Source organism: Geomobilimonas luticola, from assembly GCF_018476905.1.
Taxonomy (GTDB): domain Bacteria; phylum Desulfobacterota; class Desulfuromonadia; order Geobacterales; family Geobacteraceae; genus Geomobilimonas; species Geomobilimonas luticola.
This window is the reverse complement of record NZ_JAHCVK010000003.1, coordinates 280,415-298,164: the sequence shown is the minus strand read 5'-3', so window position 1 is coordinate 298,164 and position 17,750 is coordinate 280,415. Positions and strand designations below refer to the sequence as shown.

Below are 17,750 nucleotides of genomic sequence, written 5' to 3'. Positions count from 1 at the left end.
TTCGAGGGGGATCACGGGGATTGCCCCAACGAGGAATCGATCATGGAAGCGACGCGCGAAATATACTGGAACATCGGTCACGGGGTGGTGATACCCATGTACCTCCTGAGCATCGCAGCCGTTGCGGTGCTGGCGTGGGGGTTCTGGAAGCGCCTCCCTCTCTATCGGCTTGGCCGGTCCCTGGACCGTTTCGACCGGTACGACGAGCGGGTGAGGCGGATGATCGACGAGGTCTTCGGCCAGGGCAAGGTGGCCCGGGTAAAGGACGGCGGGCTCCCCCACAACCTGTTCTTCTGGGGGTTCCTCACCCTGTTCGTCGGCACCCTGCTGGTGATGGCCCAGGCCGATTTCTTCACCCCGCTGATGCACGTCAACCTCCTCTCCGGCGAATTCTACAAAGCCTTCTCCCTGGTGCTGGACCTGGCGGGGCTCGTGGCGCTGGTTATGCTGGGAGGGCTCTTCTGCCGCCGCTTCGTCAAAAAGCCCGAAGGGCTGGAGACCACAGAGCAGGACTATGTCATCCACCAGCTGCTGTTCGCCATCCTCCTCACCGGCTTTCTCATCGAGGGTGCCCGAATGGCGGCCACCGAGCTGCAGCGGAACCCCGGGCTGGCCGTCTACTCGCCGGTCGGTTACGCGGTGGCCCAGCTCTTCACCAGCTTCGACGAAGCCTCCATCCGGACCACCCACAAGGTGCTCTGGTGGCTCCATTTCGCCCTGGTGCTCGGCTTCTTCTGCGCCATTCCCTACAGCAAACTGCGCCATATCGTCACCACCAGCCTGAACGCTTTCTTTGCCCCCCTGGAACCCAAGGGGAGCATCGGCACCATCAACCTGGAAGACGAGAGCGTCGAGCAGTTCGGGGCGGCCAAAGTCACCGACCTCGCCTGGAAGGACATCTTCGATGCCGATGCCTGCACCAGCTGCAAACGGTGCCAGGACCGCTGCCCCGCCTACGCCACCGAAAAGCCCCTCTCCCCCATGAAGGTGATCCAGCAGGTGGGTGAGGTGGCCGAGACCGACCCGACGGCCAGTCTCTGCGACACCGTCGGCCAGGATGTTCTCTGGTCCTGCACCACCTGCCGCGCCTGCCAGGACATCTGCCCGGCCAACAACGAGCACGTCAACAAGATCCTGGAGATGCGCAGAAACCTCACTCTCATGGAAGGGGCCTTCCCCGGCGACGAGGTGCGCACCGCCATCAGCAACATCGAGGTGAACGGCAACCCCTTCGGGCTCGCCTTCGCCGCCCGCGGCGACTGGGCCGACGGCCTGCCGGTCGTCCGGATGGAGGAAGGCATTGAGGTGGACATCCTCTACTTCGTCGGCTGCTATGCCTCCTTCGACAAGCGCAACCGGGAGATCGCCCGGAGCTTCATCACCATCTGCGCCGCCGCGGGGATCACGGTCGGCATCCTGGGGAAAGAAGAGAAGTGCTGCGGCGAGCCGGCGAGAAAGCTGGGTAACGAGTACCTCTACCAGATGATGGCCGCCGAGAACATCGAACTCATCAAGGGGTACGGGGTGAAGAAGATCGTCACCACCTGCCCCCACTGCTTCAATACCCTTTCCCGGGACTATAAGGACCTGGGGTTGGAGGTGCCGGTGGAGCACTACAGTACCTACCTGCACAGCCTGCTTAACAAAGGGGCCCTGACCCTGAAGCCCGAGCCCTTCGTCGCCACCTACCACGACTCCTGCTACCTGGGGCGGTACATGGACATCGTGGATCAGCCGCGGAGCATTCTGGCGGCAGCCGGCGGCCGGATACAGGAGATGGAGAAATCGGGCTACGACAGCTTCTGCTGTGGCGCCGGTGGTGGGCGGATCCTGGCCGAAGAAAAGCTCGGCACCAAGATCAGCGAGAAAAGGGTCAGGATGGCCCAGGAGACCGGGGCACCGCTTCTGGTCTCCAACTGTCCCTTCTGCCTTACCATGTTCGAGGATGGGATCAAGACTGGCGGAGCGGAAGGGGATATCATCGTCAGGGACCTGGCGGAGATCGTGGCGGAACGGATCGTCAGGCAGGGCTGACTGTCCTGGCCAGGGAGGATGACGTGTACGAAAAGCAGTACGACATCCCGGTCAGCGAGACCGGACCGTTTCCGGCAAAACTGACGGATCAGATTGCCTGTGCCCCCTTTGAAGAGTATCTGGGGATGAAGATCGAGAAGTCTGACCACACCGGTACGGAAATGTCCATGCCCTTCAATGTCAAGCTTGCCCAGTCGAAAGGGTTGATGCACGGGGGGGCGGTTGCGTCGCTTGCCCATACGACCCTGGCGGTGGCGATAAAGAAACAGCTGCCGGTGGGAAACGATATAGAGATCATCACGTTTTCGCTCCGGTTCCATCTCCCCGTACGGGGAGGAACGATCCGTGCCAGCGGAAAAGTCGTCGAGGAAACGGAAAGGGATATCCGGGGAGAAGTGCTGGTGTACAATTGCCATGGCGAGAAGGCCGCGACCTTCAGCGCTGCCTACCGCAAGGAGCGGGCCCGGAAGCTGGGCTGATGTATCATAAGTTGCTAGGACCTATGGGTCTTATAAGACCAATGGGACCGAGGAAAGTCTTACTCAGGAGGTTTTATGAAGATACTGGTCTGCATCAAGCAGGTGCCTGACATGGAGTCCCGGTTCAAGCCGGGAGCGGGGGGGACCTGGTACGACGAAAGCGACCTTGCGTGGCGGATGAACGAATACGACGAATACGCCGTGGAGCAGGCGGTGCAGCTCAGGGAGCAGCTGGGGGAGAGCGCCGAACTCACCGTCCTCTCCATCGGTCCGGACCGGGTCGGCGAAGCGATCAAGAAGGCGCTGGCCATGGGGTGCGACCGTGGTGTCCATGTGCAGGACGACGCACCAGCCACCAGAGACCCCTGGCAGATCGCCGGCATCATCGCCGCCTACGCCAAGGACCAGGGGTACGACCTCATCTTTACCGGCATGCAGTCCCAGGACCGGGGCTCGGCCCAGGTAGGGGTCACCGTTGCCGAAGACCTGGGGTACGCCTGCGCCACCACCCTGGTCGGCTTCGCCTTTGCCGACGGGACCGTCACTGCAAAGCGGGAACTGGAGGGGGGGATCAAGGGGGTCGTCAAGCTGGCCACCCCGGCCCTGGTTACCTGCCAGCTGGGGCTCAACGTCCCCCGCTACCCGACGCTCCCCAACATCATGAAGGCGAAGAAAAAAGAGATCCAGGCCATCCCCGTGGCGGAACTCCTCAAGGAAGAGCCCCTGGCCGCCACTGTCAGCTTCCACCCCCCCGCCAGGAAGGGTGGGGGGATCGTCCTGGAAGGGGAGGTCGGGGCACTGGCCGACCAGCTCGTGGGGATACTCAAGGAAAAGACCGCGATATTAAGGTGAAGCAGGCAGAGGTAAAGGTAAAGGTAAAGAAGGCAGCTAGTAAAGCAGGTTTCTCTACCTCTACCTCTACCGTTACCTGCCTCCAAAGGAGGCATTATGAAAACATTACTGATCGGCGAATACCGCGAAGGGAAACTTCTCGACAGCACCTATGAGCTCCTGGGCTTTGCCGGCCAGCTCGGGGCGGAGACCGCCATGCTGCTGGTGGGGAGCGACAGCCAGCTCCCCGCCTGCGGCGGCACCCTCTACCTGGCCGACGCAAGCCAGTGCGGGGAGTACAACCCGGACCTGCACAAGCAGCTGATCCTCGATGCCGTCCAGAAGGAAAACCCCGACTACGTCGTCTTCCTCCACTCCTCCTACGGGTGGGACCTGGCGCCGCGGGTGGCTGCCAAACTCAGGGTCGCCCAGGTATCGGAAGTGATCGGCCTGGCCGAGGGGGGCTTCGAGGTGGGGTGCTGCAACGCCAAGATGCGGCGGACCGTCAAGCCTGCTACCCCCAAGGCGGTCATCACCATCCAGGCCGGCGCCTTCGCCCCCCAGCAGCCCGGGGGTAACCCTAGCGTGCAGAAGGTAACCGCCTCCGTCATGAGCAACGTCACCTTTACCGGTTACGAGCCGGCCGAGGCGAAGGATGTGGACCTGACCCGCGCCGAGGTGATCGTCACCGCCGGGCGGGGTGTGGGTAAGAAGGAGAACGTGCCGGTCATCGCTGCCCTGGCCAAGGCACTGGGGGGCGAACTGGGCGCCAGCCGTCCTGTCGTCGATGCGGGGTGGGTGGAGCACAGCCACCAGGTCGGGACCACCGGCCAGACGGTCAGTCCCAAGCTGTACATCGCCTGCGGGGTGAGCGGCGCCATCCAGCACCTGGCGGGGATGAAGAAATCGGACTTCATCGTCGCCATCAACAAGGACAAGGACGCCCCCATCGGCGAGGTCGCCGACGTCCTCGTGGTCGCCGATGTGCTCCAGTTCGTTCCTGCGCTCACGGCCAAGTTGTAAGTGGTGTCAGGACACCTGTCTTTTTCTTGCATGGGTTTCAGGTTGAAGGGTTGTTATCGCCGCCATGGGCGCCTTTCACTGTGATGGTGGGGAGGTTGCCAGCCTCCCCCGTATTTTCCGTACAGTTTGAATATCAGCGCTTTAATGCGCAACAGTTACACCGTTATTTCCAATCCTTCCGCAGTTGAAAGGAGCTATCGTATGATAAAAGATGAAAGTACCCTGAACGTCATGGTTGAAACCGTGCAGAAATTCGTCAAGGAGCGCCTCATCCCCTTTGAAGAGCAGTGCTCGGAAAATGACGAGATTCCCCATGAGATAATCGATGAGATGCGGGAACTGGGGCTGTTCGGACTCTCCATCCCCGAAGAGTACGATGGCCTGGGATTGACCCTGGAAGAGGAGATCAACGTCGTCCTCGAACTGTGCCAGGCGTCCCCGATCTTCCGGTCCGTCATCGGCACCAACGTGGGAATCGGGGCGCTGGGTATCGTCATCGACGGAACGGAAGAGCAGAAGAAGAAATACCTGCCGAAGCTCGCTTCCGGAGAGATCATCGGCTCCTTCGCGCTGACCGAACCGGATGCCGGTTCCGACGCCGCCTCCCTCCGCACCTCGGCGGTGAAGGACGGCGACCACTACGTACTGAACGGAACGAAGCGGTTCATCACCAATGCGCCGGAGGCGAGCGTCTTTACGGTATTCGCCCGGACGAACCCCGACATCAAGGGTGCCGGCGGCATCTCCGCTTTTCTGGTGGACAAGGGAACCCCTGGCCTGTCCCTGGGGAGAAACGAAAAGAAGATGGGGCAGTGGGGGGGGCACGTGTGTGACGTGATCCTGGACAACTGCCGCGTGCCGGCTTCCGCTATCATCGGCGAGAAGGAGGGGGTCGGATTCAAGACGGCCATGAAGGTCCTGGACAAGTCCCGTACCCACATAGCCGCGGTCTGCGTCGGGGCGGCGACCCGCATACTCGACGAGGCCCTCAGGTACGCCGTCGACCGGAAGCAGTTCAATAAACCGATCGCCGACTTCCAGCTGATCCAGGCGATGCTTGCCGACAGCAAGGCGGAGATCTACGCAGCCAGATGCATGGTGCTGGAAACCGCGCGCAAGTACGACCTGAAGAAGAATATCTCCACCGAATCCTCCTGCAGCAAACTGTTCGCTTCGGAAATGGTCTGCAGGGTCGCGGACCGGGCCGTGCAGATACTGGGAGGGTCGGGCTACATCCGCGACTACGCCGTGGAGCGGTTCTATCGCGATGTGCGCCTGTTCCGGCTCTATGAAGGGACGAGCCAGATCCAGCAGCTCATCATCGCCCGCAACATGATCAAGGACGTCAGCTGAACCCTGGAACAGGTATCTCCCCCTGCCCAGGAGGAGATACTTTTTTGTCACCGTATTTTACATGTAATATTGAATGCAATATCCGCCCATGATTTCCCGAGGTCCCCATGCTTATCGTCGTCTGCATCAAACAGGTACCCGACACGACCCAGGTCCAGATCGACCCGGTGACCAACACCCTGGTGCGGGAGGGGATCCCGTTCATCGTCAACCCCTACGACACCCATGCCCTGGAGGAGGCGTTGCGGCTCAAGGACCGGTTCGGGTACAGGGTCGCAGCGCTTTCCATGGGGCCGCCCAACGCCGAGGCCACCCTGAAGAAAGCACTGGCCCTGGGGGTCGACCGGGCCATCCTCCTGTCCGACCGGGTCTTTGGGGGTGCCGACACCCTGGCCACCAGCAATGTACTCGCTGCGGCCATTCGCAAGCTGCACGACGAGTTCGACAGGGTTGGCCTTGTGCTCTGCGGCAAGCAGACCATCGACGGCGATACCGCCCAGGTCGGCCCGGGGATTGCCAGCCGCCTCAACTTCCGGCAATTGACCCTCGTTGATCGTATCGTGAACCTGGACTCCGTCGGGAGAAAGATCCGCGTCAGCCGAAAGCTGGAAGGGCGCCACGAAATCGTGGAAACCCCCCTGCCGGCCATGCTCACCGTTGTCCGCGAACTGAACCGTCCGCGCTATCCCAAGGTTCCCCTGCGGCTGGCTGCGGCGGAAGCCACCGTCGAGGTCTGGAACAACCAGGTACTCAAGCTCGATGAACAGAACATCGGCCTGAAAGGCTCCCCCACCTGGGTAAGCAAGATATTCTCCCCGGAACGGGCCAAGGGGGAGATCCTGGGGGACGGCATCGCCGAGCCGGCGGCGGCGACCCGGATGCTGATTGACAGGCTTCTCAGTAAAGACCTGCTGGCGTTGTAACCCCCCTCGGTCCCCCCTTGTCAGGGGGGAAGATAGCCCCTCCCTGACAAGGGGAGGCGGGGGAGGGGTTTGATCATACCCCAAACCGTAAGGAACCATCCATGACCGAAGCGAAGAAACCGACCAAGAAACCCCGCGGCGTGGCGCAGCTCATCGCCGGAGCCTGCATCGCCTGCGGCGCCCGCTGCCAGAGCGTCTGCCCGGTCAACTGCGTCGACATGAACGACGCCGGCGAGCCGGTGGTCAACGGTGCCAAATGCATCGGCTGCCAGAAATGCGTGAAAATCTGTCCCGCCACCGCACTGGAGATGTATTTCACCCCCGAGGAGCGGAAGATACTGGACGAGCTGGCTGCTTCGGCCACCCCCGTCGAAGAGGAGATCGACCCGGAAGCCGCCGCCCTGGCAGAGAAGCTGGCCGGCTACCGGGGGGTATGGGTCTTCATCGAACAGACCGAAGGGGAACCTGCCAAGGTCTCGTGGGAACTGCTCGGTATCGGAAAAGAGCTGGCCGCCAAGCTGGGGGTGGATCTGTGCGCCATGGTCATCGGCGAAAACGTGGAACACCTCTGCCGGGAGGCGTTTGCCTACGGCGCTACCAGAGCCTACCTGGTGGATGCCCCGGTCTTCAGGAACTACCGGACCGAAGCCTATGTCGAGGCTTGCTGCCACCTCATCGACCGGTATAAACCCGAAGTCATCCTCATGGGGGCCACCGGCATGGGACGCGACCTGGCGGGTGCCGTCGCCACCCGGGTCGCCACTGGTCTCACGGCCGACTGCACCGGCCTGGACATCGACGCCAAGCGGAACCTCATGCAGACCCGCCCGGCCTTCGGCGGCAACATCATGGCCACCATCATGTGCGACAAATTCCGTCCCCAGATGGCCACCGTCCGCCCCAACGTCATGCCCCTGCCGGACCGTACCGGTGCCTCGACGGGGGAAATCATCCGGGAAGAGTTCACCGTCCCGGAAGAGAACATCTTCACCAAGGTCATCGAGATCATCCGGGACGCCAGGAGCAAGAGCCACGTGGATATAGCCGGTGCCGATTTCATCGTCTCCGGCGGCCGCGGCATGATGGCTCCCGAGAATTTCACCCTCCTCCAGGACCTGGCCGACGAGCTGAGCGGCGTGGTGGGCGCCTCCCGCAGTGCAGTCGATGCCGGCTGGATGCCGGGCGACCGCCAGGTCGGGCAGACCGGCAAGACCGTCCGCCCCAAGATCTACATCGCCTGCGGTATCTCCGGCGCCATACAGCACCTGGTGGGGATGCAGGACTCGGACATCGTCATTGCCATCAACCGCGACCGCAACGCCCCCATCTTCGAGGTTGCCACCTACGGCATCGTCGGCGACCTGTTCCAGATAGTCCCCATGCTGACGGAGCATATCCGCGAGCTGAAACGGCGGAAAGGCAGGGACTAGGGATTGGGGACGAGGGACCAGCAAAGGCTTGTACCAGTCCCTATTCCCCAGCCCCCAGTCCCTAAGACTACACGAGGTTTGCATGACACCCAATCCGACCATCTTCATTCCCTTGCTGGTGATATCCTTGAGCATCTTCGCCTGGGGATGCTGGCGCCGGCTGAGCCTGGTGACCGTCGGCACCGGCGAGGAGCGCTTCGATAACCCCGGCCGCCGCGCCGGCGAGATGCTTCGCTACGCCTTCGGCCAGAAGCGGGTCGTTGCACGGCCGTTCGGCGTCAACCATGCGGTCATCTTCTGGTCGTTCCTCGTCCTGCTCATCGCCAATGGGGAATTCGTGCTCCACGGGGTGTTCCCTGCCGTCGCCCTGGAGAAGCTTTCCGCGGGGATATACCACCCCCTGGCGCTGTTGCTTGACGTGGTGTCGCTCCTGGCCCTGGTGGCCGTCTGCGTCGCCGCGGTGCGCCGGGTGGCGTCCCCCCCCTATCCCGAGGCGCGCACCGTCGAAGCCTTTGCCATTCTCGGCCTGATCGCCATCCTGATGCTCGCCTCCTTCGGCATCAACGGCTCCCGCATCGCCGGAGGGGAACTGGCAGGGGCCCGTTCCTGGCTGCCGGTCTCGGGGCTCGTCGCCTCATGGATCACGGCGTCGTCGGCCCCCCTCTACTACCTGGCCAGCTGGTGGGTCCATGCCATAGCCCTGCTGCTGTTCATGGCTTATCTCCCCAACAGCAAGCACCTCCATATCCTCACCGCCATCCCCAACTGCTTCTTCCGGCGGCTTGAGCAGCCCAACACCCAGCCGCGGGAGGAGTTCGCTCCGGGTAACGAGTTCGGTGCAGCACGGGTGGACCGTCTCAGCTGGAAGGACCTCCTGGATTCCCTCTCCTGCACCGAATGCGGTCGCTGCCAGAATGTCTGCCCGGCCGCCATCACCGGCAAGCCCCTCAACCCCCGGGGGGTCATCCACGACATCAAGGTCAACCTCCTGGAAAACGGCCCGCTCCTCAAAAAGGGAGAGAACCCTTCCCGTCCCCTGATCGGCGAAGGGGAGGGGAGCTGTACGGAAGAGACCCTCTGGTCCTGCACCACCTGCGGCGCCTGCATGGAGGCGTGCCCGGTCTTCATCGAGCATGTGTCCAAGATCGTCCAGATGCGCCGTAATCTGGTGGAAGCCGAGGCCCGGTTCCCCGAGGAGCTGCTCAACCTGTTCGAAAACATGGAAGGTCGCAGCAACCCTTGGGGGATAGCCCCCACGGAGCGGACCAAATGGTCGTCCACCCTGGAGGTAAAACCCTTCGAGGCGGGAAAGACCGAGTACCTCTTCTACGTGGGATGCGCCGGCTCGTTCGACTCCCGCAACAAGCACGTGACGGTGGCGCTGGCCCAGCTCCTGAACCGGGCCGGCATCTCCTGGGGGATACTGGGGAAGGACGAGAAGTGCTGCGGCGACAGCGTACGCCGCCTGGGGAACGAATTCGTCTTTGACCGGATGGCGCGGGAGAACGTGGCGCTCTTCAGGGAGCGGGGGGTGACGAAGGTCATCACCCAGTGCCCCCACTGCTTCTCCACCCTGAAAAACGACTACCGCCAGTTCGGCCTGGAACTGGAGGTGATCCACCATTCCGAGCTCCTGCGGGACCTGGTGCGGGACGGCAGATTGGCGCCCGATACATCGGCGGCAGCCTTCGGCGCTACCGTATTCCATGATTCCTGCTACCTCGGGCGGCACAACGACGTCTACGATGCCCCCCGTGAGGTCATCCGGGCCAGTACCGGCACCGCTCCGGCGGAGATGGAGCGAAGCCGCGACAACGCCTTCTGCTGTGGCGCGGGTGGGGGACGGATGTGGATGGAGGAGCACGCGGGGACGCGGATAAACCTGGCAAGGGTGGAAGAAGCCCTGCAGCAGAACCCGGATACCATCTGTGTCTCCTGCCCCTACTGCATGACCATGATCGAGGATGGGCTCAAGGATGTGAAAGCCGAAAACGTCAGGGTCAGGGACCTGGCCGAGGTCCTGGCCGAAGCGGTGTTACGGGAAAAATCCGCGTGATGGCCCTGCGTCGTGACGACGCTGTGTAGTGTCGTGTCGTAGGTCGGGCGACGGGTGGCTGCAACGTCCCGAGCACCATGTAAAAAATAGAACAAGGGAATGGTAAGCATGTATTGAGGTCATGAAAGGGGTGTCGGCCCCGAATTGTTGCCGCTGTTCCATGCAACGATTCCGGCTGGTTATGGCAATGCATGGCGGTGATTAGCAATAAATAATCGCCGTTTAATTTACAAACAATATTTTAAAAACGCAATTTTTGTGCTTGCAATGGGATGTATAAAGTTGTATAGTACAACTATATCCCGCGGGAAAGCAGCGTAGATTTTTCCCTGGGGTGTCGGAAGAGATTCAGATCGACACGACAGACGGAGACCCAACAATGAGCGCAACCACTCTCCAGCTGATCACCACGTTCCATCACGTCATCCGGGAGCAGACCGGCAATGACGTCACCATAGCGCGGGCCAAGACGATGATCGCCCTCGCAAGTCTTACCTGGCCGACCCTCGGCATTGTGGTCACCCCCCATTACATAACGTCGGCGCGCATCATCTGGAAATCGGACGATTTCGATGCGATGGACATCGGCGGCTCGTTCCGGCGGGATCCGGTCGGTGACGATGCCTCCATCATCATCGACAGTGACGAGCCGAAGGAGCTGGTCATGATGGACGAGATGCGCGCATGTGCGGAGTTCATCCCGCTGTTCGGCCGGCAGAGCCTGGAGCGGTTCAATTCCACCCTTGCCGGTCTCTATTCCCGCAAGGCAAACGGTGCAGCGCTCCCCGTGCCGTCGAATGCAGCGGGCGAATTCCCCAACGAAAACGAATACCGGCAGCTTTACGAATGGCTGGTGGCCCACGGTACCATCTCACCGGACGGCGGGTGGCGGACGGTCGAACGATACATCCCCGCATAGGGGAGGAGAAGCCGGGATGATATCCATCGAAGAAGCACGACACCTTGTTTTGCGGCATGCCGGACTCCTCGGGAGCGAGGACGTTCCTCTCCTGCAGGGGCTGGGTCGGGTCGTCGCCGGGGATGTGGTTGCCCCCTGGAATATCCCCCTTGCCGACAGTTCCGCCATGGACGGCTATGCGTTTTCTGCTGCCACATGTCATGGGGAGTCTGTTCGGGTCGTCGGGTTTCTTCCGGCCGGGGAGCGCCGAGATACACCCCTTGCCGCAGGGGAAGCGGTAAAGATAATGACCGGCGCCCCCCTCCCCCCCGGCAGTGACACCGTCGTTCCCATCGAAGAGGTGGAGGAGACGGTCGAAGGCATCAGGCTGCGGGGTGGGATAAAGGCCGGGGCCCACGTGCGGAAGGCGGGTGATGACGTGAGGATGGGCGACCAGGTGATCGTGGCCGGCACCACCCTCAGGGCCCAGGAGATCGGCCTGCTTGCCTCTCTGGGAAAGGTTTCGGTCAGCGTCTACAGGGTTCCGTCGGTCGCCATCATCGCCACGGGAGACGAACTGGTGGATTCGGATACGGAGCCGGTTCCGGGTAAGACGATCAACAGCAACAGTTTCAGCCTTGCCGCCCAGGTCCTGGAGTGCGGCGGCAGACCGCACATCCTGGGGATCGCGGCGGACGAGCGGAAAACCGTATGCGAGAAAATCGAAGAAGCTCTGCAGTACGATGTTATACTTACTACCGGCGGGGTGTCGGTGGGGGACCGGGATCATGTCAAGGAGGCGATTCAATCCCTGGGGGGTGAGATCGTGTTCTGGAAGGTCCGCATGAAGCCGGGGAAGCCGGTCGCCTTCGCGCTGCTCAAGGGGAGGCCGGTGTTCGCCCTTCCCGGCAATCCCGTATCGGCCATGGTTGCCGGTGAGCTCTTCGTCAGGCCCGCACTGCTCACCATGCGGGGGGTGCGGAATGTTTGCCGCCCGGTGGTGAAGGGGACGGCAACCGAAGGGTTCCGCAATGCCGGCGAACGTCCCCATGTCGTTTTTGTCGATGCCACACTGCATGAAGGGAAGTACGTGGTAGGGTCCACGGGTCGCCAGAGCTCTTCCCGCCTCTCTTCGATGACGGCGGGGAATGGTTACGTGCAGTTGCCGCCCGGGGCCAGCCTGGAGCCCGGTGACGTGCTCGATGTCACCCTGCTGGATACCGCGTCGGACAGGAGGATGGACAATGCCGCTCCGTGATTCGTATGGAAGATCCATAAACTACCTCCGGCTCTCCATAACCGACAGCTGCAATCTCAAGTGCCTGTACTGCGTTCCGGCCACCGGCTGCCGGAAGAGCAGGAAGGACAACCTTCTTAGCTATGACGAGTTGTTGCGCCTGACCAGGGGGGCGGTCGGCATCGGGGTGGAAAAGGTCCGGGTCACCGGCGGCGAACCCCTGTGCCGGCCCGGAATTACGCCGTTCCTGGAAAAGCTCGGCCAGATCGAGGGACTGAAGAAGCTGGTCCTGACGACGAACGGCATACTCCTGGAAGAGATGGCGGAAGGGCTGAAGAACGCCGGTGTGAGCAGTCTGAACATCAGTCTCGATTCGCTGCGGCCGGAGCGGTTTTTCAGCATTACGCGCGGGGGTGACCTCAGGCGGGTGCTGCGGGGGATCGATGCGGCCGAGCGGGCCGGCATCCGGAACATCAAGATCAACGTCGTGATGATGAGGGGGGTGAATGACGACGAGTTGTTCGATTTCGCCGCCCTGACACGGGACGCCCCTTACAAGATCCGGTTCATCGAGTACATGCCCACCTTGAACGACGGCAGGGAGCAGTCGCTCATGGTCCCCGGTGAAGAGCTGCTGGCAAGGCTTGCCCGGGCGTTTGCCGTCGAGAAGGTGGAGAAGGATACGATGGACGGCCCGGCCGTGTATTACCGGATTGCCGGCGCCCAGGGGGAGATCGGCCTGATAACGCCCGTTTCGTGCCATTTCTGCCATGAGTGCAACCGTATCCGGGTTACCTCCAGCGGTATGCTCAAGACCTGCCTGTTCGACAACGGAGTGATGAACCTGAAACCCTTCCTCGGCGAGGGGGGGGATGGTGAGCTGCAGGAGGTGCTGCGCCGGATGGTGAGTGCAAAACCACGGCAGCACTCGCTCCATGATGAGACCGTATCCCGCCGGCCCATCGCCATGTCGTGCATAGGCGGCTAGGGTCGGCACATGCCGGGAAATTCACGCGCAAGGTGGTGACAGCCATGAAAGGTGAAGTCGTCGCAGTCTGTATCAGTGAAAACAAGGGGGAGAGGAAAACCCTCGTCCCCCAGGTGGAGCTGCGTGTCGACCACGGCATCGTCGGCGACGCCCATGCCGGGGACTGGCACCGGCAGGTAAGCCTGCTCGCCGAGGAAAGCATAGAGAAAATGCGCCGCCTGGGGCTTTCCGTTTCGGCCGGTGCCTTTGCGGAAAACATCACCACCAGGGGGCTCGATCTCGTTTCCCTTCCCGTGGGAACCAGGCTTCATCTGGGTGAGGCTCTGGTGGAGGTGACCCAGATCGGCAAGGAGTGCCATACGCGATGCGCCATCTATTACCAGGCCGGAGACTGCGTCATGCCGAAAGAGGGGATTTTCGCCAAGGTGCTCCGCGGTGGAGTGGTAAAGCCGGGGGATGTCGTTTCGGTCGAGCAGGGCGCCTGAACTTCTTTGCCGGGGTGGGGAGCTTTTCGGGGGTGATGATGCGCTTCATTTTTTCGTTGGACAAAGCTCATAATAACACGGTTTAAAAATAGTCCCCTCTGGATTCCTGTCACAAAAAAATCCTTGCCGAATAGTTAGTTGCGCGTTGTTTGCCCGTTGTGCGCGCGTGAGTTTATGGGGTAAATTAGCATGCCGCGCGTGAAAATATCGCGCTGCATGAAAAAAATGACTTGCACTTTAAACAATGTTCTGTTATCTTGCATGTAACATTGCATGTAAGATAACATGTTGCATGGATCGGTAGGGTGGAAGATGCGGTTGTGTTGTCGTCGGTAACTGCATGTGCCATCGGGTGCGAATTTAACCACGTAAATCGCTGACGGAGAGAACGTAATGGATTCCACGATTTTTCTGCTGCTCGCCCAGGATGCATTGACCAACGGCGCCATCTACATCCTGCTGGCCCTGGCGACAATCCTGATCTTCGGAGTCACACGCATCATCTTCATCCCTCAGGGAGAGTTTGTCGCCTTCGGCGCCCTCACCCTGGCTACCCTGCAGATGGGGGAGGTGCCGGGCACTGTCTGGCTGGTGGTGGCGCTGGCGGTGGTCGCGGCGATCATGGAGGCTTACCGGCTGCTGCGGATGGGGGTGAGCCGCGAGATTCCCGCCGCAGTCGCCAGGACCCTCGCCCCGCCGCTCGTCGTTTCGGGAATCGCCTATGTCTGCGCACCGCTCAACCTCAACCTCGGGTGGCAGGTGCTCCTGACCGTCATGCTTGTCACCACGCTCGGCCCGCTCGTGTACCGGGTCGCCTTCCGGCCCATTGCCGACACATCGGTTTTGAACCTCCTGATAGCAGCCGTAGCCGTCCATTTCGCCCTGGTCGGGCTGGCGCTCCTCTTTTTCGGTGCGGAAGGATTCCGTACCCCCGCCTTTTCCGAAGCCCAGATTCCCTTGGGCGTTCTGACCGTTTCCGGGCAGAGCATCTGGGTCTACGTGATGAGCATCGCTTTCATCGGGCTACTGGCATATTTCTTCGGCAGGACGATGTACGGCAAGGCCCTGCGCGCTGTTGCCTTCAATCGTAACGGGGCGCGCCTGGTCGGCATCAGCCCGAGCCTGGCGGGCACCCTGGCCTTCGCGCTGGCAGCCCTCATCGGCTGCCTGTCGGGCATTCTCATCGGGCCCATCACCACGATCTATTACGATTCCGGATTTCTCATCGGTCTCAAGGGGTTTGCCAGTGCGATCGTCGGCGGTCTGGCCAGCTACCCCATGGCAGCGGGGGGAGCATTGCTGGTCGGCATTACCGAATCCTATTCCTCATTCTGGTTGAGCGCCTACAAGGACGTCGTGGTGTTCACCCTGATCATACCGGTGCTGTTGTGGCTGTCACTGAGGAGTGTCCATTTCGAGGAAGAGGAATAAATCATGGCTGATCAAACCGGTTCTTCCGTGGCTGCCGTCGCGGAATCCCCTCATCAAGCACAAGGAATACTATCTATGCGACGGGTTGGATTGATTGCCTTTCTGGCACTGGTGGCGATGATACCGCTCAGCCCCCCCTTCTATGTCACCATGGGGAGCTACATAGGGCTCTACACCATGGTGGCGCTCGGTCTGGTCCTCCTGACCGGGGTGACCGGCCTTACATCGTTCGGCCAGGCGGCCTTCATGGGGCTGGGGGCTTATACGAGCGCGGTTCTGACAACCACCCTCTCCTGGTCCCCCTGGCTTGCGCTGGTCATCGCCCTGCTCCTGACCATCGGGGTCGCGCTGGTTCTCGGTGCTGTCACCCTGCGCATGGGAGGGCATTATCTCCCCCTGGCGACCATGTCCTGGGGAATCAGCCTCTTTTTCCTCTTCGGTTCCCTGCCGGAACTGGGGGGGCAGACCGGACTGAGCGATATACCTGCACTCGCGATTGCAGGGGTGGAGCTGCGCGATGAGCGCATTTACTACTATCTCATCTGGCTGGTCTGCCTTGCCGCCATGTGGGGGACCGTCAATCTGCTGGATTCCCGGGAGGGGCGCGCCATCCGGGCCCTCAAGGGGGGGCTGCACATGGCCGAGGCGTTTGGCGCCAGCGGCCTCCGCCTCAAGATGGTCGTATTTGTCTATTCCGCAGTCCTTGGCTGTCTCGCGGGATGGCTCTATGCCCACATGCAGCGCTTCGTCAATCCGTCCCCCTTCGGCATCAATGTCGGTATCGAGTTCCTCTTCATGATCACCATCGGCGGCGCAGGAAGCATCTGGGGGTCCGTTATCGGCGCAACGCTGGTGTCGTTCCTCAAGACGGCCCTGCAGGGAATACTTCCCAAGATCATCGGCCATACCGGCAACTTCGAAACCATTATATTCGGGATCATGATCCTCATGGTGCTCCAGTGGATGCGCGGCGGCATCTGGGTGTTCGTCGAGCGGTTCCTCCCCCCCAAGCCCAACAAGGATGTGGGGGAGGCGTCGGACCTGCCGGTTCGGACACAGCCCCGGCGCGGTGAGCCACTGCTCAGGGTGGACGGGATACGCAAGGAGTTCGGCGGCCTGGTGGCCGTGAAGAACGTGAGTTTCGAGGTCGCCGCCGGCGAGATCGTCGGGCTCATCGGCCCCAACGGGGCGGGTAAGTCCACGACGTTCAACCTCATCAGTGGAGAGTTGCCCCGCACCGATGGCAACGTCTACCTGGGAGCCGAAAAAATCAGCGGCCTGCGCCCGTCCAGGATAGCGCGCCGCGGCCTCAGCCGGACCTTCCAGCACGTCAAGCTCATTCCCGGCATGACGGTGATCGAAAACGTCATGCTCGGCGCCTACCTCCGGACCAACGAAGGCTTCTTTTCCGCAGGATTCCGCCTGAACCGGACCATGGAGAAAAGGGTCGCTGCCGAGGCGGCAAGGCAGCTCAAACGGGTAGGGCTCGAAGAAAGCATGCATGTCCCTGCAGGGAGCCTGCCGCTCGGCAAACAGCGCATCGTCGAGATCGCCCGGGCACTCTGCTCCGATCCGATACTGCTCCTGCTCGACGAGCCCGCCGCCGGCCTCAGATACAAAGAGAAACAGGAACTGGCCCGTCTGCTGGAGCAGCTCCGGAGCGAGGGGATGACCGTGCTGATCGTCGAGCACGACATGGAGTTCCTCATGAATCTGGTCGACCGTATCGTGGTGATGGAGTTCGGTAAAAAGCTTGCTGAAGGGCTGCCGCACGAGATCCGCTCCAACCCGGAGGTTCTCGAAGCATATCTTGGGGGTGTGTGATGTCGGAACGTTTGCTTGCGGTGAGTGACCTGAATGTCCGCTACGGGAAGGTCGAGGCGATATACAAGGCGTCGATCAATGTCGACCGGGGAACCATCGTCAGTGTCATCGGTCCCAATGGCGCCGGCAAGACGACCTTGCTGAACGCCATCATGGGGGTGCTGCCGTCGCAGGGGGGGATCGAATTCTGCGGTGCAAACATCGGCAGACTCACCACCGAGCAACGGGTAGCCAAGGGCATGTGTCTGGTTCCGGAAAGCCGGGAACTGTTTGCACAGATGTCGGTGGCTGACAACCTGGAGCTGGGGGCGTTCACCCGCTACCGGCGAGGGGACAAGGGGATCAAGCAGAGTCTCGACGAGGTATACGAGCTCTTCCCGCGTCTCCTGGAACGGCGCACCCAGCTGGCAGGGAGCCTCTCCGGCGGCGAGCGGCAGATGCTCGCCCTGGGGAGGGCTCTCATGAGCAAGCCCACCCTCCTGATGCTCGACGAGCCGAGCCTGGGACTGGCCCCCCTCATCGTCAAGGAGATTCTGCACAACATCAGTAACCTCCGCTCCACCGGCGTCAGCATCCTGCTCATCGAGCAGAACGCCCGTGCCGCCCTGCAGATATCCGACTACGGGTATGTGCTGGAAAACGGCGATATTGCCATGGAAGGGCTGAGCAAGGAGCTGGCCAACGACCCGAAGGTCATCGAGAGTTACCTCGGCATGGGGGGAGCGGGACAGGACAGGGACAAGAAGTAGCGGTACCCG

The 17,750-nt window shown here is 61.6% G+C and carries 15 protein-coding genes; all 15 read left to right on the top strand.

Annotation, left to right across the window (positions count from 1 at the left end; genetic code table 11):
• Window positions 1-42 precede the first annotated feature (42 nt).
• The 15 genes from KI810_RS10385 (at window position 43) to KI810_RS10315 (ending at window position 17,741) form a co-directional block, all read left to right on the top strand.
• A complete protein-coding gene (locus KI810_RS10385; RefSeq protein WP_214175461.1) occupies window positions 43-2,034 on the top strand; it encodes a heterodisulfide reductase-related iron-sulfur binding cluster in 1,992 nt (663 codons plus the stop codon).
• A gap of 23 nt (window positions 2,035-2,057) precedes the next feature.
• On the top strand, window positions 2,058-2,513 hold the full coding sequence (locus KI810_RS10380; protein ID WP_343213490.1) for a PaaI family thioesterase: 456 nt from the start codon (window positions 2,058-2,060) through the stop codon (window positions 2,511-2,513).
• Window positions 2,514-2,588: 75 nt separating this feature from the next.
• Window positions 2,589-3,365 (top strand): electron transfer flavoprotein subunit beta/FixA family protein, encoded by a 777-nt coding sequence (locus KI810_RS10375; protein WP_214175460.1) that lies wholly within the window; start codon window positions 2,589-2,591, stop codon window positions 3,363-3,365.
• A gap of 96 nt (window positions 3,366-3,461) precedes the next feature.
• Entirely contained in the window at window positions 3,462-4,367 is a 906-nt protein-coding gene (locus tag KI810_RS10370) for an electron transfer flavoprotein subunit alpha/FixB family protein (protein WP_214175459.1), read from the top strand.
• Window positions 4,368-4,568: 201 nt separating this feature from the next.
• Entirely contained in the window at window positions 4,569-5,720 is a 1,152-nt protein-coding gene (locus KI810_RS10365; protein ID WP_214175458.1) for an acyl-CoA dehydrogenase family protein, read from the top strand.
• 107 nt (window positions 5,721-5,827) lie between these two features.
• Window positions 5,828-6,643 (top strand): electron transfer flavoprotein subunit beta/FixA family protein, encoded by an 816-nt coding sequence (locus KI810_RS10360; protein ID WP_214175457.1) that lies wholly within the window; start codon window positions 5,828-5,830, stop codon window positions 6,641-6,643.
• 101 nt (window positions 6,644-6,744) lie between these two features.
• Window positions 6,745-8,073 carry an electron transfer flavoprotein subunit alpha gene (locus KI810_RS10355; RefSeq protein WP_214175456.1) on the top strand — a complete coding sequence of 443 codons (1,329 nt, stop codon included), beginning with the start codon at window positions 6,745-6,747 and terminating at the stop codon, window positions 8,071-8,073.
• Between the two features lie 82 nt (window positions 8,074-8,155).
• Window positions 8,156-10,129, top strand: coding sequence for a (Fe-S)-binding protein (locus KI810_RS10350; protein ID WP_214175455.1), 1,974 nt, complete (start codon window positions 8,156-8,158; stop codon window positions 10,127-10,129).
• A 379-nt stretch (window positions 10,130-10,508) separates the two neighbouring features.
• The gene (locus KI810_RS10345; protein WP_214175454.1) at window positions 10,509-11,048 is read left to right on the top strand and encodes a hypothetical protein; all 540 of its coding nucleotides are present in this window, start codon (window positions 10,509-10,511) and stop codon (window positions 11,046-11,048) included.
• A 16-nt stretch (window positions 11,049-11,064) separates the two neighbouring features.
• Entirely contained in the window at window positions 11,065-12,285 is a 1,221-nt protein-coding gene (locus KI810_RS10340) for a molybdopterin molybdotransferase MoeA (RefSeq protein ID WP_214175453.1), read from the top strand.
• A complete protein-coding gene (gene moaA / locus KI810_RS10335) occupies window positions 12,272-13,252 on the top strand; it encodes a GTP 3',8-cyclase MoaA (RefSeq protein ID WP_214175452.1) in 981 nt (326 codons plus the stop codon). Before KI810_RS10340 ends, moaA begins: the two co-directional genes overlap by 14 nt.
• Before the next feature lie 44 nt (window positions 13,253-13,296).
• Window positions 13,297-13,737: an MOSC domain-containing protein gene (locus KI810_RS10330; protein ID WP_214175451.1), complete on the top strand. Its 441-nt coding sequence runs from the start codon at window positions 13,297-13,299 to the stop codon at window positions 13,735-13,737.
• Between the two features lie 393 nt (window positions 13,738-14,130).
• Window positions 14,131-15,168, top strand: a complete 1,038-nt coding sequence (locus KI810_RS10325; RefSeq protein ID WP_214175450.1) for a branched-chain amino acid ABC transporter permease — start codon at window positions 14,131-14,133, stop codon at window positions 15,166-15,168.
• A 75-nt stretch (window positions 15,169-15,243) separates the two neighbouring features.
• Window positions 15,244-16,992, top strand: coding sequence for a branched-chain amino acid ABC transporter ATP-binding protein/permease (locus KI810_RS10320; RefSeq protein WP_214175449.1), 1,749 nt, complete (start codon window positions 15,244-15,246; stop codon window positions 16,990-16,992).
• The gene (locus tag KI810_RS10315) at window positions 16,992-17,741 is read left to right on the top strand and encodes an ABC transporter ATP-binding protein (RefSeq protein WP_343213489.1); all 750 of its coding nucleotides are present in this window, start codon (window positions 16,992-16,994) and stop codon (window positions 17,739-17,741) included. Before KI810_RS10320 ends, KI810_RS10315 begins: the two co-directional genes overlap by 1 nt.
• The last annotated feature ends 9 nt before the right edge of the window (window positions 17,742-17,750 follow it).